Origin of the sequence: Subtercola boreus (assembly GCF_003399625.1) — a bacterium.
Lineage (GTDB): Bacteria > Actinomycetota > Actinomycetes > Actinomycetales > Microbacteriaceae > Subtercola > Subtercola boreus_C.
Map to the genome: position 1 here is coordinate 43,113 of NZ_NBXA01000015.1, position 24,002 is coordinate 67,114.

The following is a 24,002-nucleotide window of genomic DNA, read 5'->3' on the forward strand; positions in this document are numbered from 1 at the left end:
GGGGGACACCGCGGCCTGAGTCGCGGTGCGCGGCATCGTTTTCTCCTTCGCTGACCGAGAATGGACTCATGAGCGAGCCACGCCACCGCATCTTCGCCGAGACGTTTGCGCGCATCCATTCGCTGTACGTCGCCAAGGTGGAGCGCAAGGGCCGCACCCTCGCCGAAGTCGACGAGGTCATCCGCTGGCTCACGGGCTATGACCAGCCCGGTCTTGATCGGGCCATCGCTCGAGGCGAGGACCTCGAATCCTTCTTCGCCGGGTCGCCCGCGTTCAACCCGAACGCCACCCTCATCACGGGGCTGATCTGCGGCATCCGCGTCGAGGAGATCGAGGGCCCGCTGATGCAGCGCATCCGCTACCTCGACAAGCTCGTCGACGAGGTCGCCCGCGGCAAGAAGCTGACTGCGATCCTCCGCGCCTGAGCCCGTTCCAACCTGTCACGATCGGCGCAACGCGAAGAGAGGAGCTCTCGATGCCGGTTCTCGCGGCCCGTGTTCTCACGATCTGGTGGTCCACGACATCGTCATGTGCTCATTCGTGCTGGCGCGAGACCTGCTCCCTGGAACGACGGCAGTGCAAGCTGGATCGCGCGCTTCCTGTCGGTCGCTGTCGATGCTAGCATTGCCAGCGGAGGCATCGACATGGGAGTTCTGACGGTACGAAACCTCGACGATGAGGTGCAGCGCCGCATCCGGCTTCGTGCAGCTGAAAATGGCCGCTCGATGGAGGCGGAGGCTCGTGCGATCCTTAGCGCGGCGGTTTCCGAAAATCGCCTGGTCACCTCCTGGTTGGCCGCAGCAGCTGAGCTCCACGAAGACGATTTCGAACTGCCGACGAGATCCGCTCCGCGCGAGTCCGGAGCGGCATGATCGTTCTCGACACGAATGTGCTCTCCGAGCCCCTCCGCAGTTCGCCCGATCGCGCAGTCGTCGCATGGCTTCGCGAGGCCGCGGGCAACGCGAACATCACATCGATCAGCGTCGCCGAACTGCTCGTCGGAGCCCGAAGCCTCCCTCCAGGGAGAAGGCGAAATGCTCTGATGGCAGCAATAGAAGGCGTCGTAGACGACTTCGGGGAAGAGATCCTCGCCTACGACGTGCGCGCGGCGCGAGCCTATGCAGCCATGCATGAACGACGCGTCGGAATGGGACGACCGCTCAGCGTGGAAGACGGGATGATCGCTGCGATCTGCTTCGTCTCCGGCGCAAGCCTGGCAACCAGGAACACGAAGGACTTCGTCGGCCTCGACATCGACCTGATCGACCCGTGGGATCGGGGTTGACCGTCGGACTTGCGCACTGGCAAGCTCAGAGGCGGGCGGACAGAACGCAGAACTCGTTGCCCTCAGGGTCGGCCAGAACCACCCACGGAGTCTCGCCCTGTCCGATGTCGACGTGCTGGGCGCCCATGCCGAGCAGGCGCTCGACCTCTGCCTCCTGGTCGTCCGGCACGAAGTCGAGGTGCAGTCGGTTCTTGCCGACCTTCGCCTCCGTCGAATTCAGGAACATGAGCGTCGGATGGGAACCGTCAGGATTCTGCAGCTCCAGACCCCGTCGTCCTCATCGATCACCGTCCACCCGATCGCTGCCTCCCACCAGTGCCCGAGCGTACGGAAGTCGTGGCAGTCCACGACGATCTCTTCAAATGTCAGCGTCATGCCTCCACGCTATCCGCCCGCGCCACGGTAGGGGGCATCCTCCGTCGACGCGGGAGGGCGCGGCATCCACTGTTCGCCGGAGCCGATCATGGCTAGATTCAACGCATGGGGACACGGAAGAAGCGCAACGGAATCGCCCGGCTCGAAGCTTTCAGCGACGCGGTGCTGGCGATCGTTCTCACCCTGCTCGTGCTCGACCTCCTGCCGACCGGCTCCCAGTCGCCCGCGCAGTTGCTCGACAACTGGCCCACCTACATCGCCTACCTCGCGGCCTTTTTCACCATCGGCATCATCTGGTTGAATCACAACGAGGAGATGGCGCGGGTCGCCCGAACCACCCCGGTCGTTCTGGTCTTGAACCTCGGCCTTCTCCTCGGCGCCTCACTCGTGCCATGGCCCACCGCGCTGATCTCGGATGCCCTCCGAGAGGGCGACCACCCCGCCCAGTTCGCCGCGATGGTCGTCTTCGCCGTCGTGGCCGCCGTGATCAGCGTGCCGTGGGTCGCGCTCGACCTCTACCTTGCGCGGCATCCCGAACTCCTGAACACTCCGGATGGCGTCGCGTGGATGCGCCGTCACGCGCTCTATTCGGCCGGCACCCTCGTCGTCGCGGTGGTCAGCGTCGTCGTGGCGATCTTCTCGCCGCTGGCCGCACTCGTGCTGTACCTCGTGGTGGCCGCGGCCTTCCTCTCGGCGCGGCTTTTCGAGCGCGAAGATCCAGCTTTCGACGCCGGCGATGGAGCAGACGGCGGCTGACCCGGACTGACGACCAGGGCTTCACGACAGACGAGTCGTCAGTCCCAGTCGAGGTAGTCCTCGATCGCCCAGGCCGTCTCGCCGGCGCGCGTCTCGGAGAACTGGTGACCCCCGCCGTCGATCGTGACCACGCTCACCAGGCCCGGAGCGGAATCCCGCAGCGCCTCGCCGTTGGCCGGGGGAGTGACCTCGTCGTCGCTCGCCTGCACCACGAGCACCGGAATGCCCTCGGCCAGCGCCGGCGCCTCGCCTGCCACGCCCAGCAGCAGCACGCCGTTCACCCGGTCGTGGTTCTCGATGGCGATGGTGCGCGCAACGACCCCGCCGCTACCGTGACCGCCGATCCACGCGTCCGTGATGTCGAGACTGTCGAGCAGGTCCACGACATCCTCTGCCCTGTCGGTCTCGATGAGCACCACGCGGAAGTCCGCCTCGGAGACCAGGTGCGAGAGCCCGGCCAGCCCTGCAAGCTCCGAACCCTGGTCGGCCACGATGACGAGCGCGGGGCCCGCACCTTCGACTGCGAAGGCGACGGATCGCCCAGCCGCCGTGAATATCTGTTTCTCGCTCATTGCACCCAATATACGAGAGCGCGCCGCCCGCACTTGGTCCGCCGCGCACGGAAGAAGACCGGGTACTGTTGGCTGCCGTAGTCACATCCACCTGACCTGACGGGAATCGAGATTCGTGATCACCGTGTACAGCGGCGACAGCCGCGACAGCCGGGGCCGTGGGTCCCACACTGAGCCATGACCGCTGCTGAGGCCCTGTCGGCCCTCGTCGTCATCCCCGCGTTCGGCTCGCCGGAGCTGACCGATGCGGTCGTCGCCGATCTGTGTCGCGACGAAAGCGATCTCGACCCCGCGGTGCGCATCGTCGTGGTCGACAACGCCGGTGACTATGTGCTGCCGCAGGGCAACATCGAGGTCTACCGTCCAGGCCGTAACCTGCGGTGGATCGGCGCCGCGAACTGGGCGCTGCAGACGTCGTCACGCGAGGGGCACGAGGTCTGCGTCGTCTTGAACAACGACATCCGGCTGTCACCCGCCTTTCTCAGCGGACTTCTCGCCCCGTTCGGCACGGAAAACGATCTGGCGCTGGTGGCATCCTGCTACGACGATTTCTGGCTGCACCAGCGGGCGCACACGATTCCGCCGTCGGCCGCTGAGTACGCGCCGCGTGATGTGCTTCGCGATGTCGCTTTCTGTGACGGCACGGCCCTTGCGTTCTCGGTACCTTCCGTTTCCGAACTGGGTGGTCTCGACGAGGTGACGTTCTCCGGGCACGGCTACGGAGCGGATATCGACCTGGCCATCAGGGCGCGCGCGGCCGGGCTTCGATGCGTCGTCACCGAGGGCGCCTACGTCTCGCACCTCCGCCGGCAGACGATGAACCGCACCGGCCAGTCGTCCGAGGGCAACCGGGCCGAGATTCTCGATGGCCTGAACGCCAAGTGGGGCGACGGATGGCGCGCCGAGGTCGGGCTGGGGCCGGAGTCGTTTCCCGCCCACAACACGGGCAGCGGCGCGTCGTGGTACCTGACCCCGCCGGAATGGTGAGCCCGCCGAACCCATCCCAGGGGCGGATCGTCTTCGCGGGGTTCGCCACCCGCCACCAGAGCGGCGGCGTGCACGTGATGACCCAGCACGTGCGCCTGCTGCGGGAGAGCGGCCACGAGGCCTGGTTGTGGCTTCCCGATGCGGATGACCGCACCGACTGGATCGCGCGCGACGTGCCGATGCTGTTCGGTGCCACCATCCCGATCGGCGCAGACGACCTTCTGGTGCTGCCGGAGACCCCGACCATCCAGGGCCGCGACCCGGCACCCGGGGCACGCAAGGTCATCTTCAACCAGAACCACTTCTACACCTTTGCAGCAGGCACTCCGGCAGATAACTTTCCCGGCTGGGAGCCGGCGCCGGCGCTCTGGGCGGTGTCGGCCGAGAGCCGGGACGTGCTCGCGGCCACGCTACCCGGCCTGCCCGTGAGCCTGGTGCCGAACCCGGTGGACGGCGACCTGTTCGCCCCCCTCCAGACTGATCGGCTCCGAGTGAGCTGGTTCCCCAAGAAGCGGCCGCGCGAGGCCTCGCTCCTGAAGCGCCTGCTCGCCAACGACCCACGGCTCACGGGAGTCGAACTGGTGGAGCTCGTGCAGGTCTCGCGGGCCGAGGTGGCTGCAACCCTCGGCAGCACGGCGGTCTTCATCGCGCTCGGGCACACCGAGAGCTTCGGTCTGCCGGTGGCCGAGGCGCTGGCTTCTGGATGTCTCGTGGTCGGCTATGACGGCGGAGGCGGTCACGAACTCTTCGAGGCACCAGGGGCATGGAGCGTTCCTGACCAACGGCCGCTGCTGATCCGCGACAGGGTGGCGGAACTGATCCACGACATCGACGACCGTGAGTCACTGCGTGCGGCGAACCGGCGCTGGGTGCTGGATCGTTACACGTTCGAGCGCACCGGCGCGGCGTTGGAGGAGGCGCTCAGCGCCGCCCGGGAGCGTCCCGGCCGAGCATCGGTGGCCGTGCATCCGGCAGCCTGGCTCGACAGCCTCGGCCCGAACTTCACCGCCTACGCCTGAGCTCGGGCGCGTACGCCTCTGAACTCAGGCGTGTACGCCCAGGGCTCAGGCACATGCGCCCCCGGGCTCAGTGGCCACTCTTCGCGACATTGACGAGTTCCTCGCCGGCCAGGTACCGTCGCACCTGCGCGTTGACCAGAGCGAAAGCTCGCGGCCCTGCCTTCGCGATGGAGCCGGCCGCGTGCGGGGTGATGATCAGATTCGGCGCCGTCCAGAGCGGGTGTCCGGCAGGGAGCGGCTCCGGCTCCATCACGTCGAGGGCAGCGCGCAGCCGACCGGAGGTCAGCTCGGCGAGCAGCGCTTCGGTGTCGACGACCTTGCCGCGCGCAACATTGACGAGCAGGGCGCCGTCGGGCATCCGGGCCAGGAAATCGGCGTCCACGAGCCCCGTGGTGTCGGGGGTGAGCGGCACGGTCAGCACGACGACATCGGCTTCGGGAAGCAGTTTCGGCAGCTCCGAGGTGGCGTGGATGCCGTCGCGAGCCGTGTGCGCGACGAGCACCGGAGTGGCGTCGAAGCTCCTCAGGCGCCGAGCGGTCTGCTCACCGAGGTCACCGGCACCGATGATCAGAACCCGCTTGTCGCGGAGGTCATCGGCCTCGACCGGATCCCATCGCCCCTGCCGCTGTGCCTCGATGAAGTGGGGCAGTTGACGAAGCGTCGCCAGGATGACCGTCATGACGAGCTCGGCAACCGCTGAGCCATGCACACCTCGCGCGGTGCAGAGCGTGACGCCGTCGGGCACGTGGTCGAGGATGTCCTCGGTGCCTGCACTCGTCAGCTGGGTGACCTCGAGCTTAGGCATGGCGCGGAACTTGCCCTCGAGGTTGGTGGAGTCCTCGACCTGCGGTACCCAGAAGACGGTCTCCGCCAGGCGGTCGGGCTTCTCGTCTTCACCGTTCCATGCGATCACCTCGACCCCGTCGGGAAGGGCTCCGAGGAGCTCACGAGCGTTCGAATCCGGCACGCATACGACAGTCATGGTCCTAGAGTAATCACCGCTGGGATCAGGCCGCCGCCCTAGTGTCTCTTCGACTTCTACGCAAGGTGGAAGTTCGGTCGGTTCAAGTACTTAGACTGCCATAAGGCATGAGATTGTTCGCGTGCCGGTGAATCAGCTCTGCGGAACAGTGCGGCTCCGAAAGCAGGGCCGAACGTGAACAGGAGACGCGCCATGACCACCACGCAGCTGTCCTACCCCCCTCAGGAGCCGGAGCTCGTCGGCGAGGACACCCGGCTTCGCAACTGGGCCAAGAATTCCAGGCTCGGCCCTCCCGGCTCGGTCGTGGCCCCGGCCACCGAGGCAGAACTGTGCGACTTCCTCGCCACGAGCGACGGCCGCATCCGGATGATCGGCAGCCGTATGTCGCCGGGCAGAATGATCGAGGTGGCCAACGGCAGCGGCACCCTGCTCGACCTGAGCAGGTTGAGCGGCCTCATCTCCAGCACTGACGACACCGCAACGTTCGCCGGTTCCACCCCACTCGCCTATGTGTACGCCTACCTGTCTTCGCGCGGGCAGATGCTGCCCGCCTCGCCCGGGGTGATCGCCGAGCAGACCCTGGCCGGTGCCGTGTCGACCGGCACCCACGGCCAGGGCCTCGAGCAGAGCTCGATCGCTGGTGCCGCAGTGTCGATTCGGATGGTGTTGGCCGACGGAACGGTCGCAGAGTTCGATCGCGACCATCCTGACTTCGGTGCCGTGCAGCTCAGCCTCGGCTCACTCGGCGTCATCACTGCGGTGACGCTCCGCACGCGCACATCGATCATCTACACCTGCATCAAGACCGCGGTCGACGCAGGCAACCTTGAAGCGGATCTCGAAACCTGGAACCGCGAGAACATCATGGTGAAGGCGTGGTGGTTCCCGCAAGAAGGCCAGGTGCAGGTGTGGAAGGCCAACGAGGCCACCGACGACGAACTACGCCGTTACAACGACGGCGGTGGTGAACTGTTGAAGCACGCGGCCACCAACCAGGCGATGAACGACACGGTGGAGTCGACGCTCCGCCAGCTGCGCGACGACACCAGGGGAGTGGCCGACGACGGCAAGCCGCTTCGAACAGTGAGCCGCTTCCGCGACTTCACCGACATCACGGGCGACGTCTACCAGGTGTTCTGCCGCGGCATCGCCACTCCCCAGATCAACGTCGAGATCGGCATCCCGCTCGCTCGGGCCGGAGCAGTAATTGCGAAGATCAAGCAGTGGCACGCCGAGACCCAGCCGCGGATGCACTACCCGGTGATTCTGCGTTGCACCGGCCCCTCAGACGGCTGGCTGAGCCCCTCTCGCAACGAGGACACCTGCTACTTCGGTTTCGTGGTCTACTACGCGGCCGACGGCTCCCTGTCTGAGGAGGGTGGGGACTTTCTGAGGGCAGTGGAACGTGTCGTGGCCGAGGAGGGTGGTCGACCCCACTGGGGCAAGTACTTCGACGAGTCCCTGTACGATTGGCCGGCGCTCTACCCTGAGTGGGAGGCCTTTCAAGGCGTGCGCGAGGCCCTCGACCCGCAGCACCGCTTCGCCAATGCCTTCACCGCGGCCCTGCTCGACTGACGGGGCGCTGCCATCGAAACAGGAGCACCGCCGATGAACGCCTGGGTCACCCTGCTCACGCAGCCCAATTATCTGATCGGGGTGCGCACGCTTCGTGCCTCACTTGCCGCCTCCGGCAGCGAGGCGCCCCTCGTCGTGATGGTGACCTCGGAGATCGACGAATCGACGCGGCGCCTGCTTGCCGACGAAGGATGCCTCGTGCGCGACGTCGCGCCGCTTCGGCCAGCCGGAGGTTCAGCGGGCAGCTACGCCAACTCCCGGTTCGCTGAAGTGTGGACGAAGCTGGCCGTCTGGGGCCTCACCGAGTTCGAACGCGTCGTCTTTCTCGACGCCGACATGCTCGTGACCCAGAACATGGATGAGCTGTTCTCGCTCGACCTGCCAGACGGCGCCATCGCCGCCTGCCACGCCTGCCGCTGCAATCCCAACCGGATCGCGAGCTATCCGCCGGATTGGATGCCCGCCACCTGCTTCTACACCTACTGCCGAGGCGGCGACCACGTCACCGAACCGGGAGCCACAGACAACTACCTGAACGGCGGCTTCCTCGTGTTGTCGCCCGACGGCGCCGTCTTCGCCGAGATGCTGGATCGGCTGGCGATCATCGACGACCTGTCGCGTTACCCGTTCGCCGAGCAGGACTTCCTGAACGAGTTCTACTCAGGCCGCTGGCGCCCACTTCCCTACGTCTACAACGCGCTGAAGACCCTGCCGCACCAGCACCCCTCGGTCTGGCAGCTTTCGTCGGTCAAGAACATCCACTACATCATCGATAAGCCGTGGGAGAAGCCGCTCGACCCCACCGATCGATACTTCGAGGTGAACCGCCTGTGGTGGGAGATGGCAGACACCCTGGGTGTGACCGTCGAGCGCTGAGCGACGGTCGCAGTGGCACGGTGGTGAGCGGATGAGTCGCGACTCCTCGGCAAAAGCATCGGGGTATTCTTAGCCCACGTATCTGATTGGGGTGCTGATGGGTCGGCCGGCGCGCGAAGCTCCGAAAATGCGAGACGTAGCTGCTCTGGCGGGGGTGTCTGTCAAGACGGTCTCGAACGTGTTGTCGGGGTACGAGCACGTGTCTGAGAAGATGCGTGCTCGAGTGATGGACGCCGTGTCTGAGCTCGGCTACGAGGTGAACGTGTCGGCGCGCAATCTGCGCGTGGGCAGTACGCGGGTGCTCGGGCTGGCGGTTCCAGAACTGAGCCAGGCGTACTTCGCGGAATTGGCCGATGCGGTCATCCGTGCAGCCGGAGCGCGAGGCTATACGGTGCTCATCGAGCAGACGCTCGTCGATCGGTCGCTTGAGATCACGACTGTCTCTGACATGCGGCGCCACTCGATCGACGGACTCATCTACAGCCCCCTGGCCGTTCACCCTGGTGACGTCGATCAACTCGACGTCGACTTTCCGATTGTCGTTCTCGGCGAGAAGGTCGTGGGCACACGCTCAGACCATGTCGCGATGTCGAACATCGAGGCCATGAAGGCTGCCACGCTGCACGTGCTCTCGTTGGGCCGACGCCGTGTCGCGGTCATCGGAACTCAGCCTGACGGCCCGGTCGGTACGGCAGCCTCGCGGCTGCATGGCTATGTCGAAGCCCTGGCTGAGCATGACATCGCAGTCGATGTCGACCTCATCGTCTCGGCCGCTCTCTGGCATCGCGAGAACGGCGTCGAGGCCATGGAGCGACTCGTCGCCAGCCGGGTTCCATTCGACGCCGTCGTCTGCTTCAATGACGCTCTGGCGCTCGGCGCAATGCGCGCTCTGCACAGGAGTGGTCTTCGCATTCCCGAGGATGTCGCGGTGGTCGGTTTCGATGACATCGAAGACTCGGCCTACTCGACGCCGTCGCTGACCACGATCTCGCCGCACCGCGACGAGATCGCGCAGAACGCCGTCGACATCCTCATCGAGCGCATTGAGAGTGATGGTGCCCGCCCCGCTCCGCGGCATGTCGAGACCGGGTATTCGCTGGTGATCAGAGAGTCGTCGACGGGGCTGAGCGTCGGCCAGCTCGCGACGACGTAGCCGTCTCAGCGTGTCGTGGCGCGCATGAGTTGACAGCGCACAATTTGTCGCTTACTGTCACTTTTACATCGATGTAAATTTGATGCCCATCACTCGAAGAGTTCCCCTACGCAGACGTCGGGAACAGTAAGCAGGTACTCAGTGAAGAAGCTGATCGGAGTCGCCGCAGCAGCAGTGTTAATTGCGGCGGGGCTCTCAGGATGCGCGGGATCGTCGAATGATCAGGCCAGCGGCCCGGTCTCGCTGACGTTCTGGCACGGCTACACCGAAGCAGACGGGGGAGTGCTCGACGACATCGTCAAAGACTTCAACGCCTCGCAGAGCGACATCACGGTGTCGACCCAGACGAAGACCTGGGCCGTCATCGACGACACGCTCCTGCCCGCCCTCTCGTCGAAGAACGGCCCCGACATCGTGGCCATGACCAGCGACCGGCTGCCCGTCTACGCACAGAAGAAGGCGCTCGTCGACCTCGACGACTTCTACAGTCAGTCATCGAGCAATACCAGCGACCTGAAGCCCGAAGCTGTCGCCATGGAGACTGTGGGAGGCAAGAAGTTCGGTGTGCCGAGCGGATTTGTTCCCCTCTCCGTGATCTACAACAAGACACTGTTCGCCGCCGCCGGCATCACGAGCTTTCCCACCACCTGGGACGAGTGGGTCGCCGATGCGAAGAAGCTCACCGTCGACTCCAATGGTGACGGTACCCCCGAGCAGTACGGCCTCGCTCTACCCGACCACGCTACCGTCGGCAACGGCATCTGGCCGAGCCTGTTCGAGGGCAACGGCGGGTCGATCACCAACGAAGACGGCACTCAGTCCACCATCGACTCGGCGCAGAACGTCGAGACCCTGACCTACTGGTCGAAGGCCATTCAGAACGACAAGATCTCCCCGACCGGCCTCGACGGCATCGCCGCCGACAAACTCTTCACCGCGGGCAAAACCGCCATGGAGGTCGGCGGCCCGTGGATGGCCGGGGTCGCGACGTCCTCGAACATCGACTATGGGCTCGCCGCCATCCCGGCGGGCCCGAAGGCGCAGGCGGCGTCGGCGATCGGTATCTCAATCGGCATCACGGCGCAGACGGATGCCCGCACGCAGCAGGCGGCCGAGAAGTTCCTCGCCTACTTCAATGACAAGACGACCGCCACGAAGTGGTCGCTCGGGTCGGGGTGGCCGCCGCTTCGCACAGACATCACGTCTGCCGATGTGTCGGCGAACGCGACCGTGGCCAGCCTGACCGAGATCGCGCCGAACACCGTGGCGCTGCTGCCGGGAGTCGTCAACAGTACCGACGTGCTGACGGCGATCGACACGGCCACTCAGAAGGCCGTTGCTGGTGGCGACCCGAAGCAATTGCTCAGTGACGCGTCAGCGAGCATCCAGCAAGCCCTCACCAAGTAGCACCGACCACACGGAGCACCGACTACGCCAGAGGCGGGGGTGTGCGGCAGTCGAGCCCCACACCCCCGTCGCTCGCCGGGAGACACCATGACGACACACAATCTCGTACGCCCCCGCCGGTACCGGCCACCAGCGCAACTCGGGGGGCGCACCCCCCTGAACGGTTCGTTCAAGCGACGTGCCACCATCGTCGGCTTTCTCGCCCCTGCCCTCATCATTCTCGGGGCGTTCGTAGCCTGGCCGATGATCTCTGCCCTGCAGCTCTCGTTCACCGACGCGAGCGGCTTCGGTACACCCGAGTTCGTGGGTCTCGACAACTATGTGCGCGTCTTCACTGACGGCGAGATTCTGCAGTCCATGGGCAATACCGCCCTGTACGCGGTGCTCTTCACTCCGACCGCCATTGTCGTGGCGCTTCTGCTCGCCCTCGTCATCAACAGCCCACGACTGCCGTTTCGCGGCTTCTTCCGCTCGACACTCTTTCTGCCCTTCATCGTGTCGCTCGCCGTCGCCGCGTTCGCGTGGTCGTACCTGCTCGACCCCCAGATCGGCCTGCTCAACTACTGGCTGCAGGCCGTCGGAATCCGCATCGGAAACGTTCTGCAAGACCCGACCCTGTCCATGCCCACCGTCGTGGTCGTCGCGGTGTGGAAGAGTTTCGGGTTCTACATGGTCATCTTCCTCGCGGGCCTCCAAGAGATTCCGACAAGCCTCTACGAAGCCGCGCAGCTCGACGGAGCGGGTGGCTGGAAGCGCTTCACCAACGTCACCTTCCCGATGCTCAGCAACACGATCACCTTCGTCGTCATCGTCGCGCTCATCGCCGCGCTGCAAGCTTTCGACCAGATCTACGTGCTGACCGGTGGCGGCCCCTACCGGAGCACAGAGACCATCGTGATGCAGATCTATCAGTCCGGGTTCAAAGACCTCGACCTCGGGTTCGCCTCAGCGCTGTCGTACGTGCTGCTCATTGTCACCCTTCTGCTCAGCCTTCTGCAGTTTCTCTTCTTCGGCCGTCGTTCAAAGGACATCAACTCGTGACCGTTCTCGCCCGCCCCCGGGCCCTGCCTTCGAGCTACGCGAGCTCGCGACGGCACCGTGGCGACCCGATGCGCTGGGTCTTCTTCGCCGCATTCCTGGTCGTGACTTTCGCTCTGATGTTGCCGGTTATCATCATCGTGCTCACCGCTTTCAAGCCGGCCTCAGAGGTCAACGCCTTCCCGCCGACGCTTTTCCCTCACCAGTGGACCCTCGCAAACTTCGAGGCGATCTTCTCCGAGCTGCCGTTCGGCCGGCTCATTCTGAACAGCTTCGGTTTTGCCGGCGGCGTCACCGTGTTCGCGCTGGTGTTCGACTCTCTGGCTGCCTATGCACTTGCCCGGCTCGACTTTCGTGGGTCGCGCATCCTGCTCATTGTCATCATCGCCAGCCTGATGATTCCGTTTCAGGCCACGCTCATTCCGATCTACCAGTTGGTCTCACAACTGGGCTGGGTGAACACCTTCGCGGGACTGATTGCGCCCCGCGCTGCCGACGCCTTCGGCATCTTCTTTCTCAGGCAGTTCTTCGTCTCGTTGCCCAGAGACCTCGACAACGCGGCCCGCATCGACGGTGCATCAGAGTGGCGGGTGTTCAGAAGCATCGTTCTGCCGAACGCGGTGCCTGCTCTGCTCACCCTCGGTATCTTCCTGTTCGTGAACAACTGGAACGACCTGCTCTGGCCGCTCGTGTTCACCACCGACCAGAACATGGGAACCATCACCTCGGGCCTGACCCTTCTGACCGGGCCCGGAGGCATCATCCCTCAGGGCGTCATGATGGCAGGCGCCCTCCTGGCCCTCCTGCCGCTGGCGATCATGTTTCTGCTCGTGCAGCGACGCTTCATCGAAAGCGTTGCGAGCACCGGCCTCAAGTGACCTACGAGACGAGTACCCCTGTGAAATGGTTTGACGACGGTGAGCTGCACTTCGCCATCGGTATCGAAGACACCTTCGTGCCGCAGAGCCGTGCCGGCGAGCGAGCGATCGACGAATACGACCTGACCGACCACTACAACCAGGTCGAGGCAGATTTCGGCCTGGCGGTGGAGGTCGGGGCCGAGTTTCTGCGCTGGGGTGTTCCGTGGTACCGGGTCGCACCTGAGCCCGGCCGCTGGGACTGGTCGTGGGTCGACCGCGCAATGGACGAGTTTCGCCAGCTGGGCCTCAAACCCATTGTCGATCTGCTGCACTACGGCACTCCGCTCTGGCTCACCGACCAGTTCGCGAACCCCGACTACCCCCACCACGTTGCCGAGTTCGGCGTGCGTTTTGCCGAGCGATATGGTGACGTCGCCACCGACTACACCCCTGTCAACGAGCCCATGGTGCACGCCCTCTTCTCGGGCGAGTACGCCTACTGGCCGCCGTACTTCGACGGCCCAACGGGACTCGCGCACATCGCTACGTCGCTCGCCCGTGGTCTCGTACTCACCCAGCAGGGCATCGCCGAGGCGCTCGGCGAGCGGGCAACGTTCGTCCACGTGGATGCGGGCATGCGCTACGTCGGTGACGTCGACGTGCCCGAGCATCGTGACACGGTGGAGAGACTCCGTCACCAATCATTTCTCGTCGAAGACCTTGTGACCGGCACGGTGGGTGGCGATCATCCACTGCTCGGTCAACTCGGCGAAGCCGGGGTCACGGATGCTCAGCTCGCCTGGTTCGAGGCGAATGCCGTGCGCCCCGATGTCATGGGGGTGAACTACTACCCCAAGCACTCGACTGAGGTGTTCGAGGCGGGGGTGCATCACGGGGGAGGGTTCGCCGATTCGAGACCGTTCTTCGACGCCGGTGCCGATGGTCTGGCCGAGGTGCTTCGAAGCTATTCCGAGCGCTATGGCGCCCCCGTGATGCTGACCGAGACGTGCGTGACGGGAAGCGTGGATGAGCGGCTGGAGTGGATGGACGAATCCGTCGCGACCCTGCACCGGCTGAAGGGCGAGGGGCTCCCGGTTGTCGGTTTCACCTGGTGGCCGCTCTTCGACATGTATGAGTGGACCTACCGTCACTCCACCCGCCCCAAGGCCGACCACCTGCTCACCATGGGGCTCTTCAACCTCGTTGAGACGCCCGATGGGCGCCTGAATCGCGATCGCAACCCGGTGGCCGACCGATTCCACGAGCACGCGACCGCCGCCGTCACTCAGCCTGCCACGGTGTGACCTCAGCACTGCCTGAACCTCCCTGTCTGACTCCTGCCTGACTCCTGCCTGAAAGAGACCTCATGCTTCACGCCCGCATTTCCATCGACACGAATTCCGTCATTGGGCCCGTCAATCGTCGACTCTTCGGATCGTTCGTCGAACACCTCGGCCGTTCGGTCTATGACGGCATCTACGAGCCCGGTCACGACAGCGCCGATGACAACGGCTTTCGCCGCGACGTCGTCGAGCTGGTGAAAGAACTCGGCGTCACGGCGATTCGGTACCCGGGTGGCAACTTCGTTTCGGGATTTCGGTGGGAAGACAGTGTCGGCCCCGTCGACAGGCGGCCCCGACGACTCGACCTCGCCTGGCACTCGACCGAGACGAACGAGGTCGGTCTGGCCGAGTTCGACTCCTGGCTGAAGCTCATCGGCAGCGAGATGATGCTCGCTCTGAACCTCGGCACCCGCGGCGTGCAGGAGGCGCTCGACCTGCTCGAATACGCGAATCTTGCGCAGGGGACAGCGCTCGCCGAGCAGCGGATTGCCGACGGGCATCCGGAACCCTACGGCGTGCAGATGTGGTGCCTCGGCAACGAGATGGATGGCCCGTGGCAGCTCGGACACCGCTCGGCAGACGACTACGGCAAGCTGGCAGCGCAGACCGCCAGAGCCATGCGTTCGTTCGACCCCTCGCTCGAGCTCGTGGTGTGCGGATCGTCGAGCGCATCGATGCCCACCTTCGGAGAGTGGGAACGCACCGTACTGACCCACACCTACGACGAGGTCGACTACATCTCGTGCCACGCCTACTACGAAGATCGCGGTGACCGTGGTGACTTTCTCGCGTCAGGCGTGAACATGGATCACTTCATCGACTCGGTGACTGCGACGGCCGACCATGTGAAAGCTGTTCGGGGCAGCTCGAAGACCATCAACATTTCATTCGACGAATGGAACATCTGGTACAACGAGCGTTTCGAGAAGGTCGACAAACTGACCGGCGTCGACAACTGGCCCGTCGCCCCTCGCCTTCTCGAAGATCAGTACACCGTGACCGATGCCGTGGTGTTCGGGAGCCTGCTGATGTCGCTGCTTCGGCATGCAGACCGTGTCACGAGCGCGTCTCTCGCCCAGCTCGTGAACGTGATCGCTCCGATCATGACCGAACCGGGCGGGCTCGCCTGGCGGCAGACCACCTTCTTCCCCTTCGCCGAGACCTCAGCGCACGCGTCGGGGTCGGCGCTCACGGTGAATGTCGAGAGCGAGACCTACGCGACCGCCTCCTACGGCGACGTGCCTCTCATCGACTCAGTGGCGACCTTCGATGACCAGACGGGCAGCGGAGCGATCTACCTCGTGAACCGTTCAGAGCACGAGAGCATCGAGGTGACCATCGACCTCGGCAACCTGTCGGGCTCAGCGCTCGCCGCTCTGAGTCTCTGGTCGAGTGACCCGGATGCCGCGAACACGCTCGACGACCCCGACCGCGTCGGGCTGACCCCCAACGGCACTCTGCGTTCGAGCGGGGCGACGGCGTCGATCACGCTGCCGCCGATCTCGTGGACGCAGATCACCGTTTCGACCGTGAAATAGGTCGTACGAGCGCAGCACTGAACCTTTCACTCACTCACTTCGACGCCCTGGCGGTCCAGGGTTCGTCGGCGTGCGCAAGCCACACCCGATACGGGTTGAGCGAGCGGATGAGCCGCTGCCCCTCGGTGACAGGCTCATCCAGCTCACCGAACCACACCGCCGTGTCGCCGGCGATCACGACGGGTCCGTCGCCGGTCTCGACGACCACGATCTGCGAGCCCCGGGTGTGCCCGGGCGCCGAAAGCAGCCGAACCCCCGGCAGCAGTTCGAACTCGCCGTCGACTTCGACGTAGTCCACCCCTGCGGCATCCACCCATTCGCGGATCGTGTAGTCGTCGAGCGTGCGCGCATCCTCCAGCTCCTGGCGTTGCACATACACCGGTCTTCCGGCGAACAGGTGATTGCCGCCGCAGTGGTCGAAGTGAAGATGGGTGTTGACGACCGCCGTGATGCTGTCGAGATCGATGTGCTGCGCGTCCAGGGGCTCCACGAGCGGGTCCATGTCGGCGACCGCGGGATGCAACTCGGTCATCCCCGTATCGACGAGCACCCGACCGCCCGGATGCTCGATGAGGTGCACGTAGACCGGCATCCGTTCGTCTCCGGCGAGAAGGGTAGCGACGCGGAGCGGCGTCACGGTGACCGGCGTGGGACTGGTCATACGCCGCATCCCATCGGGTGAAAGAGGGAAGACGCTGCTGTCGGAGATCTCATGTGGGACACCGTACTCTCGCAATCGTCTGCCGTAAGAGTGGGTATGGCGGTGCCCGTCCATTCAGACCACGGCTTTGCCTGCGGGCATTGGCTTCGAGACTCCGAGCGACCGGGGGGATTCACTCATTGCTCTCCGGATCGGCCAGTCTCACCCCCGGAGTCTCGCCCTGACCGATGTCGACATGCTGTGCACCCATCGCGAGCAGGCGTTCGTCGGCTTGCGCTCCGCAGTCATCATCCGGCGCTAACGTCAGGCCGACTTTCGCGCCTGGCGTGGCTGGCGAATATTATGACCATACTTCTTCTCGTAGAACGCACGGATCTTGGCAACGATCTCGCGCTCTTCATTGGTGATGGGATCGGCTTTGCCCTCGGCGATGCGGCTGGCCAAGGCGCTGGTCCGCCTGCGTCGTTCGCCCTGTCCAACCATTCTTGGAGTTCGGAGCTGTGACGAGCCGTTCGCGCGGCGACACTCGCCGCGGAGAAGGCGACTCCTGCACCGAGGAGGGCGAATATGCCCGACGCCGGTGGACCGCTTCAGAAACTTCGCCAGAAGGCGGCGTCGAGCACGAAGGGTGGGAGGAATCCGCAGACTGCGGCGCCGAAGGTTGCTCCGACTGCGAGCGCCAACGCGCACGAGCTAGCGACATGCTGTCGGATTAACGTGACTGAGGATCATGATGGCGCGTCTCCGGTTCACGCTGAGGCTTCGGAAAACCGGCTGACATAATGCCGCGTTCGAGGCCGTCAAACTGCAGCGCTGAGGGCCGCCAGGGCAGTCTGCCAGGGGATCCGCTCCTGTTCGAGGCGCACGTCCCCTTCGGCGTGGAGTCGCCGAAGCGCGTTCTGCTCCGATTCGCTGAGGGTCGTGAACGTTCCCCGGTTCGGCTTCGGTTCTGGCACCCAGAGGTCGCGATGTGCAAGAAGGGTGGCTTCATCCATCAGCACCGACGTGACGGAGGAATGTGACATCCGGAGCCTGTGCAGGATGGCGAAGCCATGGGAGTCGAGGTCGCCCCAGTAGACGATGGGTGAGCGTTGTACCCAAGAAATTCGGCCGATGACATCAACGGCATAACCCGAGCCATGTACAGCGATCGCGCCCTCCCAGCGCGGCATCGCGAGGACTGACTCAAGGTTCTCAAAGACGAACACAACCAGTGGTCGCACGCCAAGCCAGTCGAGCTCAGACAGCGGCGCAGCGAAGTCGAGCGGCCCGCCGGGATGCAGGCGCTCATCGAGCACTCGAATGCGAATGAGCCGGTCGGCATCCGTGACGCCCAGGCCGGACGACCCGGTGGCAGCGTCATACAGGGCCGTGACGAGTGCGCGGTGCGAGGCGAACCACTTGGTGTCGACGCCACGGATCGGCAACTGGCGGGGTCGGAGCCCCGCGACGGGGTGAGTGGTGAGCCAGAATGCGACCTCCACCACGGTGCTGAACCCCTCGCGGTCGAGCTGCAGCAGAGACTCCGTCTGACTTCGGATCGAACCGGCTAGTGCCACACTGTCACCGAATCGGTCCCTGAGGATCCTGGATCGTTCGGAAATCGTCTTCCAGGAGCGGGCAGCCGCGCCGCCCGCGAAGGCTGCCAGGGCGTCGGGTGTGGACGCTTTCACCCGAACCGGTATTCGTTGCCTGCCGATGCTCCGCCAGACACGCGTCTCCCAGTCGACCTCGAGGCCCTCGGGGCGCGCCGATGAATCCCATGAGCGAGCCCATCGCTCAGCCGCGCCCTGGTCGGCGAGCATCTCGCGCTCAGTCGGCGGCCTCAGTGACAGCGAGAACACCGGATCTTCGGGGAGGGCGCCTGCCCATGCGCCGAGTTTTGACAGCAGGCGCCGGCCTGCCAGACCTCGCGCGTCATTGATCGAGATCATGACGGCGACTCGTGCCAGGGCACATTCGCCACCTCCGACCGCTGCCTGGTCGGATTCTCGATCGACGTGGCGGCACCGACGTACGGCTCGATGGTCTGCAACAGCTTCTGCGGAGTCGCGAGAATGAGCTGAAAGCCGAACTCGACGAACACATCGAGCGCCATCCGCGTGTACCGGGTATCGGCCTTGTCGAAAGCCTCGTCGAAAACGATGGTTCCATACTTCGGATGCGCGGCATCCGGGTCGGCGAGCTGGTACCGCAGAGCGGCCGCGAGACAGAAGACCACGAGCTTCTGCTGCTGGCCACCCGACATCGCCACGCCGGAGTCGTAGGTCGCCCGCACCCGAGCGTCTTCGTCGATCTCCTCCGCGAGGAACGTCACGTGCAGCCGGGTGTCGAGGCACTGCGCCTTCCATGTGCGGTCGATGTGCTCGCTCGACGCGAACTTGCGCATCAGTTCGGCGAGGGTCGCGAACCGCCGCTCGGCGGTCTCCGTGTCGTCGTCCTGCCAACCCTCCTCGGAGATCGACCGCAGATCGGTGATGAACCGGGCCACCGTGTCTCCGCGCCGAGTCTTGACCCGGAGCCGTAGAAATCGCCCTTCGTCGAACCTCGAGCGACTGAGCGAATCGTTGACCGGCATGACGCGCTCTTCGATCTCGCGCGGGGCACCGAGCAGCTCGCTGACGAGGTCGCCGATCAAGTCGCGCGAGCGGTCACGCAGCAGGCCCAGAAACCGTGCCTCGTGGTCGGGCAGCCCGTGCGCAACGATCTCATCCAGTATCTGGAGGTAGGCTCGCCGGTCGGCGAATGTCGGCGTCAGATCAGCAGCAGATGCGGACCAGAGTTGTTTGAACTCGGCAGCGAGCCGGCTCACCTCATTACTTGCATCATTAGCCGTCGCCAGCGCACCGTCACGCTCCCGATGGAGCTTCTGCAGCACATCCTGACCCACCTCGGCGATGTTCTGCCGGGTGATGCTGCGCTGCACGGTGCGAAAGCGCCTCTCCAATTCGTCGTAGGTCGGCTGATCGACCTCGCCGAAGGAGCCAGAGGCGAAGCCGGCTTCGAAGGCCTCGACAACGTCGACGAGTTCATCACGTGTCGCCGATTTCTGCCTCAGGGTGAGTCGGATGTCGCCTGCCTCGCTGACTAGATCATCGCGCTCGCGACGAGCCGTGTCAGCCGCAGCGAGTGCTGTGGTCAGGTCGCTGTCGCCCCGCGTGAGTTCGGTCAGCTGGTGGCGGAGGCTGTCAACCACCGTAGCGGCAGCGTCGCGATCGACGTCCCGCCAGGTGTATTCACGGATCGCAGCGAGCACGCCTTGACGCCGCTGGGACGCGTTCTGCTCGTTTGATGCCCTTTCGACTACCGCTCGGGCCGCAGCCTTCTCTGCCTGCGCATCACGAAAGAGCTCCAGCAGCGATTCGAGCTTCGTCTCGCGGTCTCCCAAAACCCAGTTCGAGCGATCATCCAACCGCACCGAATCGTCTTTCTCATAGCGCGTGCGAGACGTCTTCTGCTGCCCGCTGATGGTGACCGCGCGGATGTGATCGCCGAGCTCATCCACGGTGTCGACGCAGGCAAAGTCGAAGCGGTCGGAGACAATTCCGGTGAGCCAGCCGGCGAAGGGACTGTCGGCGACGGTTATCCGGTTCACCACTGATCTGTGACTGGACGCAGGCCGCGGTGGGGGAGAGGATGAGGTCACCTCCTCGAACACCAGCCGGGTCGGTACGCGGTGCGTGTCCGCCCAGCGACGAACAGCTCGCAAATGCTCCGTGCGAACGAGCATGGTGAGAGCGAGAGGCTTGAGCACTCGCTCGATTGCGCCTGTCCAGGCGGTGAATTCCGGCCGGACTTCGATCAGCTCGGCGGCGAACGGAAGAGCCGTGAGGGGTAGCCCAGTGCCCTCGGCGAGATCCTTCCGCACGTCGAGGAGACGACGTGGAACGGTACTCCCGCTGGTGTTCAGCGCGTAGACGTCCTGCTCGATTCGCCGCACCGTCTGCGACGCTTTCGACAGGCGGTCGTTCTGTTCGAAGGAGATAGTCGTCGACTGTGCAGATGGCACCGATGCCAGATTGCGGTCGATCTCTGCGATCAATTCGGCGAACTCCGACGCCGAGGCAGGCACGTGGTCGGTTCCTGCAGTGCGGAGTTGCCGCTCGAGGGCCTGCCAGCGTCCCTCAGTATCGCGAGCCGCTTCTTGCGCCGTGCGGATGCGGTGCTGGAGCTGGTCGGCGTCGCCACCGCCCAGCTCCAGGGCCCGGCGTTGAGCGACGTCGAAGTCCTCCTCGGCGCGCTGCCGCGCCGCCTCCGCCCGGTCAGCTTCGACGCTCAGGGTTGCGACAGCCTCACCGACGCTCTGCAACTCGGCTCGTGCCAATTCGAGGCTGCGACGTTTCTGATACGGAATAGTCGCATCTGAAAGCACCCGGGACACGGCAGCGGAAGCATCCGCTTGGTCGAACCGCTCTGATACCGCTCGCAGTTCCACCAGGTGGTCGCGCTGGATTCGGAGCTGCACCACATGATCGTGCGCATCCCGAAGCTCGCCGAACTGGGCGACCGCTGTGTCGGCCAGATCGAAGGATCGCGGACGATCGAGCATGTAGTCGCGAAAGAGCTGGTCGAGGCTGTCGAGGCTCTTCGCGGACTGCGTCTTGTGCAGGAGCTGCAGCGCACTCTCACTGGCGATGTCGAAGATCGACCGCATGCGGGCGTAGAAGCGGGCGTGGCTGCGGTTCGAGGTGACGATCGCGTCGCTGAACTGGGCCTGGATCTTGCGTGTCTCGAGCCCGCCGCGGGCAAAAGGCTCCAGGTCGCGAAGGTCGAGTGCTGAACGGTCGAGAACGCACACGTCGCTGACGTCGGCGTTCGTCGTCGCCGTTCCTCTAACGAAGAACAGCCGCGCGAGCGAGACAGGCGCGTCGACCCCGTTCTCGTAGCGCAGCACGATGCCGCTCCACGTCGCGCCCGCGCGGAGATACTGGCTGACCACGCGGTCTTCTTCATCGTCGGTCGTGCGCGACCAGGCGCCTCGAACATAACTGGCGATACCACGTTGCCCGGCGCGCTGGCCTGCACCCTGCGCCGCAGAGTTGAACTGCAGCCACTTGTCGGGGGTCAGCACCGTCGCGATCGCATCGAGCAACGATGACTTGCCCGAACCGGAAGGCCCCGTGATCAGGTGACCCTTGCGCGCAATCGGAATGCGGTAGATCGCGCCGTCGAAGGCACCCCAGTTGGCCAGCTGCACCTCCGCGAGCCGCCACTGGCCGGCTGGGGTGCGAGGCTGGTCGAGCACTGTCGCTTCGGTCATTCTTCTTCCCCACCTTCCTCGTCTTCTCGCACGGTTTCCGGATGCCCGACAGCTGTCTGGGCGTCTCCCGATATGTTCTGGTAGACCACCGACAGTGCGCGCACCCGCTCCTCATCGATCAGGAAACGCACGATCGGGGAGATCTCGGCGCGATCGGTTCCCACCCCATGCAGCACCCGAAACTTGTTGAGCATGCGGTTCCAGGCTCCGTTCAAGTTGCGTTGGAACACGCTGTCGTCGCCGTCGTTGTAGACCGCGAGCCTCTCATAGACGTCATCCTGGCCGACAATTACGCGCTGTTCGCCGGGAGCTGCCAACAGTAGCTGGCGAAGCACAAGCAGCATCGCGGTGTCGATGAAGGTGAGCCGTTCGCTCCGTAGAGCGCTCGGCGCATCGACGTCGGGCGCACGAACCTTCCTGGCGAACGCGAACTCCTCCACCGGATCCATCACGAGCTCGAGAAACAGATCGTTTAGTCGGGAACGGATGCTGCGCTCGTCAGCCATGAGCGCAGCCCACAGCCCCGGCTGCTGACGCCCCGAGAGATAGGGGCCCTTCAGAATCTCGAGCAGCGCCCGCCGAGACGGTTCGAGCAGGGTGCCCGCGTCACCGTCCCAGAGCCCGCGATGTGGTTCGTCGGTCATCCGGCAACCTCTCCTGTGAACAGATGCAGCTCGATTTCTGCGCGGCGCTCGACCCCGTCGAGCCCGTGCCAGACCACTTCCTCCACGGCGCCAGCGCGTCGTTCTCCCTGCTGCGTGGCGAGCGACAGAAGACCGATGACGCTGGCGACACCCTGACTGGCGGGGTGCCGCACAAGCAGGGCGCCGACGCTCACCGGCCCCATCGCCGCAAGCGTCTCGTTGACGTTCGCCGCGAGCTCGGTGAAGTCGATTTCGCTCTCTCGTGCCACTGCCGCGAGAGCGGCAAAGTCGACGACACCCGGCACATCGTCGGCGAGCTCTGCCCCGGTGTCGAAGTCGGAAGGGTCGAACGGGCTGAGTTCGCCTACACTGCTGAACCTCATCGCAGAGAGTTCGAGCTCGCCGCCGATCTCGGCGTACGGCTTCACCCGCTTGCTTGCCGCAACAGCCGCAGCCAGGGCCTCCTGCAGGATTCCTCTCAGCGCGCGATCGCGTTGGAACTCCTGCGAATGCACGTACCGCCGCAGGCCCCTGGCGAACTCGGTGAGGATGCCCTGCACCTCACGACTGCCGTCCTTCATCTCCCGGATGAGCCCCCGCAGCCCGCGCCGCGCCTCCACTGACAGCTCGACGGCGAACTCGCGCCCCAGAATCGCCGACACGTCAGCTTCGAAGGCCGCTGAACGTTCGGGGTCGCGGATGAGCGCCGAGAACGCCGAGAAGGTGAGCCCCTCATCCGACGACTCGATGAGATCGACGCCCCGGAACACATCGTCGAGCACCGCGCCCTGCGACTCTTCGGTGTTCAGGATGCTCTCCCGCAGTTCACGGTTGATCTCGCCGAACAGCGCTCGCACTCTGGCGAAGTCGGCCGGCAGCGCCTGGGCCTGCTGAAGCACATCGGTGACCCGTTCGGTGGCTCGACGAGTGTCGAGTACCGTGAAGTCGCCTCCCCGAATCCGCTCGATCTCCTCGTCGATCCGCTGCTTCTCTCGCATCAGCGCATCGAGGCGTCGGGTCGAATCGGGGTCGGTGTCGATCGCGAGCTGCTGCAGGGTCGCCGCGAGGCTCACCAGACGTGACTCGGTCACCGTGCTGCGGGGCGCCTGCAGCTGGTGGAGGAGTCGGATCGCGTCGAACCCCGCCGCCGAGAGTTCGTAGGTCTCGCCGCGCGCATCTGTCGCAGGTCGCCGGATCAGGATGCCCGCATTCCGCCAGTCGTCGCAGTACGCCTTTGCTCGGCGGTTCGAGAGATCGAAGTGATCCCGCAGCTCTTCCAGGTCGGCGTCGATCAACTCATGCAGATCATCCGCTGGCACACGCATACCCGGCTGGCCCAGCCGTTCGGCGACCACCGCTGCGATGACGGCCACATTGTCTTTCCTCAGCATCTGCAATGCCGCGTTCTCATCGATGAGCCTCCGATATGAGAGAGCGGCTGCGAGTGCGGACATAGATCCATCTTGGCGTGCTTCTCACCGGTCCTCGTAAACTGATGATAGCTCATTTAATTCTTCGTACGACCCTTGGCCCTTCAGTAGTTCTGTAGTACAGTAATCGAAAGGAACGGATGTCCATCAGATGGTCCTCAAGCGCAGCAAAGCATGGAATTCATCAGGCCGACGCGCTCAACGCGATCCAGCAAAGCTTGTATTGGGTGCCGTCCTTCGG

24 protein-coding genes are annotated in these 24,002 nt (G+C 64.8%); 14 read left to right on the forward strand and 10 right to left on the reverse strand.

The window, feature by feature from the left end; all coding sequences use genetic code 11:
- Positions 1-68: 68 nt before the first annotated feature.
- The 3 genes from B7R21_RS07460 (at position 69) to B7R21_RS07470 (ending at position 1,285) form a co-directional block, all read left to right on the forward strand.
- Positions 69-425 (forward strand): DUF2200 domain-containing protein, encoded by a 357-nt coding sequence (locus tag B7R21_RS07460; protein ID WP_116282613.1) that lies wholly within the window; start codon positions 69-71, stop codon positions 423-425.
- Between the two features lie 105 nt (positions 426-530).
- A complete protein-coding gene (locus B7R21_RS07465) occupies positions 531-872 on the forward strand; it encodes a FitA-like ribbon-helix-helix domain-containing protein (RefSeq protein ID WP_216364163.1) in 342 nt (113 codons plus the stop codon).
- Positions 869-1,285: a type II toxin-antitoxin system VapC family toxin gene (locus tag B7R21_RS07470; RefSeq protein ID WP_116282614.1), complete on the forward strand. Its 417-nt coding sequence runs from the start codon at positions 869-871 to the stop codon at positions 1,283-1,285. Before B7R21_RS07465 ends, B7R21_RS07470 begins: the two co-directional genes overlap by 4 nt.
- Positions 1,286-1,310: 25 nt before the next feature.
- Here the strand turns inward: B7R21_RS07470 and B7R21_RS20420 are convergent, their stop codons facing one another.
- Both B7R21_RS20420 and B7R21_RS20425 read right to left on the reverse strand, forming a co-directional pair.
- Positions 1,311-1,511 carry a VOC family protein gene (locus B7R21_RS20420; RefSeq protein ID WP_216364165.1) on the reverse strand — a complete coding sequence of 67 codons (201 nt, stop codon included), beginning with the start codon at positions 1,509-1,511 and terminating at the stop codon, positions 1,311-1,313.
- Positions 1,502-1,660, reverse strand: a complete 159-nt coding sequence (locus B7R21_RS20425; RefSeq protein WP_216364167.1) for a VOC family protein — start codon at positions 1,658-1,660, stop codon at positions 1,502-1,504. Before B7R21_RS20425 ends, B7R21_RS20420 begins: the two co-directional genes overlap by 10 nt.
- A 105-nt stretch (positions 1,661-1,765) precedes the next feature.
- Here B7R21_RS20425 and B7R21_RS07480 point away from each other — a divergent pair, with 105 nt between their 5' ends.
- On the forward strand, positions 1,766-2,416 hold the full coding sequence (locus B7R21_RS07480; RefSeq protein WP_116282615.1) for a TMEM175 family protein: 651 nt from the start codon (positions 1,766-1,768) through the stop codon (positions 2,414-2,416).
- Between the two features lie 38 nt (positions 2,417-2,454).
- On the opposite strand, the gene B7R21_RS07485 is transcribed toward B7R21_RS07480, so the two are convergent.
- Positions 2,455-2,988, reverse strand: coding sequence for an alpha/beta fold hydrolase (locus B7R21_RS07485; RefSeq protein ID WP_116282616.1), 534 nt, complete (start codon positions 2,986-2,988; stop codon positions 2,455-2,457).
- Between the two features lie 177 nt (positions 2,989-3,165).
- On the opposite strand from B7R21_RS07485, the gene B7R21_RS07490 reads away from it, so the two are divergent.
- Both B7R21_RS07490 and B7R21_RS07495 read left to right on the forward strand, forming a co-directional pair.
- Positions 3,166-3,975 (forward strand): glycosyltransferase, encoded by an 810-nt coding sequence (locus B7R21_RS07490; RefSeq protein WP_116282617.1) that lies wholly within the window; start codon positions 3,166-3,168, stop codon positions 3,973-3,975.
- Complete coding sequence (locus B7R21_RS07495; protein ID WP_172592089.1) at positions 3,948-4,994, forward strand: glycosyltransferase; 1,047 nt, start codon at positions 3,948-3,950, stop codon at positions 4,992-4,994. The genes B7R21_RS07490 and B7R21_RS07495 overlap by 28 nt, the downstream gene beginning before the upstream one ends.
- A gap of 67 nt (positions 4,995-5,061) precedes the next feature.
- Here the strand turns inward: B7R21_RS07495 and B7R21_RS07500 are convergent, their stop codons facing one another.
- Positions 5,062-5,976 (reverse strand): 2-hydroxyacid dehydrogenase, encoded by a 915-nt coding sequence (locus B7R21_RS07500; RefSeq protein WP_116282619.1) that lies wholly within the window; start codon positions 5,974-5,976, stop codon positions 5,062-5,064.
- Between the two features lie 192 nt (positions 5,977-6,168).
- On the opposite strand from B7R21_RS07500, the gene B7R21_RS07505 reads away from it, so the two are divergent.
- The 8 genes from B7R21_RS07505 (at position 6,169) to B7R21_RS07540 (ending at position 15,766) form a co-directional block, all read left to right on the forward strand.
- Positions 6,169-7,551: a D-arabinono-1,4-lactone oxidase gene (locus B7R21_RS07505; RefSeq protein WP_116282620.1), complete on the forward strand. Its 1,383-nt coding sequence runs from the start codon at positions 6,169-6,171 to the stop codon at positions 7,549-7,551.
- 33 nt (positions 7,552-7,584) lie between these two features.
- Entirely contained in the window at positions 7,585-8,427 is an 843-nt protein-coding gene (locus B7R21_RS07510; protein ID WP_116282621.1) for a glycosyltransferase family 8 protein, read from the forward strand.
- A 127-nt stretch (positions 8,428-8,554) separates the two neighbouring features.
- Positions 8,555-9,580, forward strand: coding sequence for a LacI family DNA-binding transcriptional regulator (locus tag B7R21_RS07515; RefSeq protein WP_116282622.1), 1,026 nt, complete (start codon positions 8,555-8,557; stop codon positions 9,578-9,580).
- 141 nt (positions 9,581-9,721) lie between these two features.
- Positions 9,722-10,987, forward strand: a complete 1,266-nt coding sequence (locus B7R21_RS07520; protein ID WP_116282623.1) for an ABC transporter substrate-binding protein — start codon at positions 9,722-9,724, stop codon at positions 10,985-10,987.
- Positions 10,988-11,074: 87 nt separating this feature from the next.
- Complete coding sequence (locus B7R21_RS07525; protein WP_116282624.1) at positions 11,075-12,028, forward strand: carbohydrate ABC transporter permease; 954 nt, start codon at positions 11,075-11,077, stop codon at positions 12,026-12,028.
- Complete coding sequence (locus B7R21_RS07530; RefSeq protein WP_253259692.1) at positions 12,025-12,903, forward strand: carbohydrate ABC transporter permease; 879 nt, start codon at positions 12,025-12,027, stop codon at positions 12,901-12,903. Before B7R21_RS07525 ends, B7R21_RS07530 begins: the two co-directional genes overlap by 4 nt.
- Before the next feature lie 20 nt (positions 12,904-12,923).
- The gene (locus B7R21_RS07535) at positions 12,924-14,189 is read left to right on the forward strand and encodes a family 1 glycosylhydrolase (RefSeq protein WP_116282656.1); all 1,266 of its coding nucleotides are present in this window, start codon (positions 12,924-12,926) and stop codon (positions 14,187-14,189) included.
- Between the two features lie 62 nt (positions 14,190-14,251).
- Positions 14,252-15,766, forward strand: a complete 1,515-nt coding sequence (locus B7R21_RS07540) for an arabinosylfuranosidase ArfA (protein WP_116282625.1) — start codon at positions 14,252-14,254, stop codon at positions 15,764-15,766.
- A gap of 34 nt (positions 15,767-15,800) precedes the next feature.
- Here the strand turns inward: B7R21_RS07540 and B7R21_RS07545 are convergent, their stop codons facing one another.
- The 6 genes from B7R21_RS07545 to B7R21_RS07575 all read right to left on the reverse strand — a co-directional run bounded on the left by B7R21_RS07545 (position 15,801) and on the right by B7R21_RS07575 (position 23,785).
- On the reverse strand, positions 15,801-16,427 hold the full coding sequence (locus B7R21_RS07545) for an N-acyl homoserine lactonase family protein (RefSeq protein ID WP_116282626.1): 627 nt from the start codon (positions 16,425-16,427) through the stop codon (positions 15,801-15,803).
- Positions 16,428-16,730: 303 nt separating this feature from the next.
- Positions 16,731-16,871 (reverse strand): hypothetical protein, encoded by a 141-nt coding sequence (locus tag B7R21_RS20045; protein ID WP_172592091.1) that lies wholly within the window; start codon positions 16,869-16,871, stop codon positions 16,731-16,733.
- Between the two features lie 356 nt (positions 16,872-17,227).
- Positions 17,228-18,361: a Wadjet anti-phage system protein JetD domain-containing protein gene (locus tag B7R21_RS07560; protein WP_116282628.1), complete on the reverse strand. Its 1,134-nt coding sequence runs from the start codon at positions 18,359-18,361 to the stop codon at positions 17,228-17,230.
- Positions 18,358-21,687, reverse strand: coding sequence for an ATP-binding protein (locus B7R21_RS07565; RefSeq protein ID WP_116282629.1), 3,330 nt, complete (start codon positions 21,685-21,687; stop codon positions 18,358-18,360). The genes B7R21_RS07560 and B7R21_RS07565 overlap by 4 nt, the downstream gene beginning before the upstream one ends.
- Positions 21,684-22,331, reverse strand: coding sequence for a DUF4194 domain-containing protein (locus B7R21_RS07570; RefSeq protein ID WP_116282630.1), 648 nt, complete (start codon positions 22,329-22,331; stop codon positions 21,684-21,686). The genes B7R21_RS07565 and B7R21_RS07570 overlap by 4 nt, the downstream gene beginning before the upstream one ends.
- Positions 22,328-23,785: a DUF3375 domain-containing protein gene (locus B7R21_RS07575; RefSeq protein WP_116282631.1), complete on the reverse strand. Its 1,458-nt coding sequence runs from the start codon at positions 23,783-23,785 to the stop codon at positions 22,328-22,330. Before B7R21_RS07575 ends, B7R21_RS07570 begins: the two co-directional genes overlap by 4 nt.
- Positions 23,786-24,002: the final 217 nt, after the last annotated feature.

What these genes read in the sequence shown, in the direction of transcription:
- B7R21_RS07490 (WP_116282617.1), top strand. Translation starts at nt 3,166, where the DNA reads ATGACCGCTGCTGAGGCCCTGTCGGCCCTCGTCGTCATCCCCGCGTTC.
- B7R21_RS07560 (WP_116282628.1), bottom strand. Translation starts at nt 18,361, where the DNA reads ATGATCTCGATCAATGACGCGCGAGGTCTGGCAGGCCGGCGCCTGCTG.
- B7R21_RS07570 (WP_116282630.1), bottom strand. Translation starts at nt 22,331, where the DNA reads ATGACCGACGAACCACATCGCGGGCTCTGGGACGGTGACGCGGGCACC.
- B7R21_RS07510 (WP_116282621.1), top strand. Translation starts at nt 7,585, where the DNA reads ATGAACGCCTGGGTCACCCTGCTCACGCAGCCCAATTATCTGATCGGG.
- B7R21_RS07540 (WP_116282625.1), top strand. Translation starts at nt 14,252, where the DNA reads ATGCTTCACGCCCGCATTTCCATCGACACGAATTCCGTCATTGGGCCC.
- B7R21_RS07505 (WP_116282620.1), top strand. Translation starts at nt 6,169, where the DNA reads ATGACCACCACGCAGCTGTCCTACCCCCCTCAGGAGCCGGAGCTCGTC.
- B7R21_RS07485 (WP_116282616.1), bottom strand. Translation starts at nt 2,988, where the DNA reads ATGAGCGAGAAACAGATATTCACGGCGGCTGGGCGATCCGTCGCCTTC.
- B7R21_RS07575 (WP_116282631.1), bottom strand. Translation starts at nt 23,785, where the DNA reads ATGTCCGCACTCGCAGCCGCTCTCTCATATCGGAGGCTCATCGATGAG.
- B7R21_RS07525 (WP_116282624.1), top strand. Translation starts at nt 11,075, where the DNA reads ATGACGACACACAATCTCGTACGCCCCCGCCGGTACCGGCCACCAGCG.
- B7R21_RS20425 (WP_216364167.1), bottom strand. Translation starts at nt 1,660, where the DNA reads ATGACGCTGACATTTGAAGAGATCGTCGTGGACTGCCACGACTTCCGT.
- B7R21_RS07565 (WP_116282629.1), bottom strand. Translation starts at nt 21,687, where the DNA reads ATGACCGAAGCGACAGTGCTCGACCAGCCTCGCACCCCAGCCGGCCAG.
- B7R21_RS07460 (WP_116282613.1), top strand. Translation starts at nt 69, where the DNA reads ATGAGCGAGCCACGCCACCGCATCTTCGCCGAGACGTTTGCGCGCATC.
- B7R21_RS07470 (WP_116282614.1), top strand. Translation starts at nt 869, where the DNA reads ATGATCGTTCTCGACACGAATGTGCTCTCCGAGCCCCTCCGCAGTTCG.
- B7R21_RS07515 (WP_116282622.1), top strand. Translation starts at nt 8,555, where the DNA reads ATGCGAGACGTAGCTGCTCTGGCGGGGGTGTCTGTCAAGACGGTCTCG.
- B7R21_RS07500 (WP_116282619.1), bottom strand. Translation starts at nt 5,976, where the DNA reads ATGACTGTCGTATGCGTGCCGGATTCGAACGCTCGTGAGCTCCTCGGA.
- B7R21_RS07545 (WP_116282626.1), bottom strand. Translation starts at nt 16,427, where the DNA reads ATGACCAGTCCCACGCCGGTCACCGTGACGCCGCTCCGCGTCGCTACC.
- B7R21_RS20420 (WP_216364165.1), bottom strand. Translation starts at nt 1,511, where the DNA reads ATGTTCCTGAATTCGACGGAGGCGAAGGTCGGCAAGAACCGACTGCAC.
- B7R21_RS07480 (WP_116282615.1), top strand. Translation starts at nt 1,766, where the DNA reads ATGGGGACACGGAAGAAGCGCAACGGAATCGCCCGGCTCGAAGCTTTC.